At 55.0% G+C, this 604-nt stretch carries 2 protein-coding genes; both read left to right on the top strand.

All coding sequences use genetic code 11. The features are described 5' to 3' along the window. Window positions 1–263: head-tail connector protein (locus HMPREF9163_RS06940; RefSeq protein WP_009441027.1), on the top strand; the 263-nt coding region annotated here is incomplete at its 5' end. Continuing rightward, window positions 264–602: a phage head closure protein gene (locus HMPREF9163_RS06935; protein ID WP_009441026.1), complete on the top strand. Its 339-nt coding sequence runs from the start codon at window positions 264–266 to the stop codon at window positions 600–602. Window positions 603–604 lie beyond the last annotated feature (2 nt).

Here is a 604-nt window from a genome sequence, read left to right as displayed (position 1 = left end):
TTGCAGCAGTCAAGCAGTATCTGCGCATTGACGGGGATGAGGAGGACGATCTCCTCACGCACTTTACGGAAACGGCAGAGCAGATTTGTACGGCACTTCTGCGCGTGAAGAAGCTGTCCAAGGTTGAAGATCAGGCAATTGTGCGCGTTGCAATCCTCTACGCCGTCTCCTATCTCTATGAACATCGGGAGGAAGCCGACCATCGGGGACTTGCGCTGACACTGCGCTCGCTTCTCTTCGGTGTGCGGAAGGAGGTCTTTTAGATGAAGGTGTCTATGAGCGAACTGCGTCATCGAATCACTATTCTGCGTCCCGTCACAGATACGGACGATGAGGGGAATATCCTCGCGCAAACAACGCAGGAGATTGCAAAGGCATGGGCACTCGTTCTGCCCTTTGCGGCAAAAATCTCGGACGGATATGCGGAGAAGGTGCAGGAGGTGGATTACCGCATCGTCATTCGTTACCGTGCGGATGTGCGCGTGACCGACCTAGTGCAGTGGAATGGGAAGCGGCTCACACCCATTGCGCCGCCCTATCTGCTTGGCGGGAAGAAGAGATGGCTCGTGATGGAATGCAGGGAGTTGGTGGAAGATGGCTAGAT

The organism is Selenomonas sp. oral taxon 138 str. F0429, from assembly GCF_000318175.2.
Lineage (GTDB): Bacteria > Bacillota > Negativicutes > Selenomonadales > Selenomonadaceae > Centipeda > Centipeda timonae.
This window is presented reverse-complemented; position numbering and strand designations above follow the sequence as displayed.

Bases quoted from the DNA above. Each gene is read 5' to 3' on its own strand.
- HMPREF9163_RS06935 (WP_009441026.1), top strand. From the start codon at position 264: ATGAAGGTGTCTATGAGCGAACTGCGTCATCGAATCACTATTCTGCGT.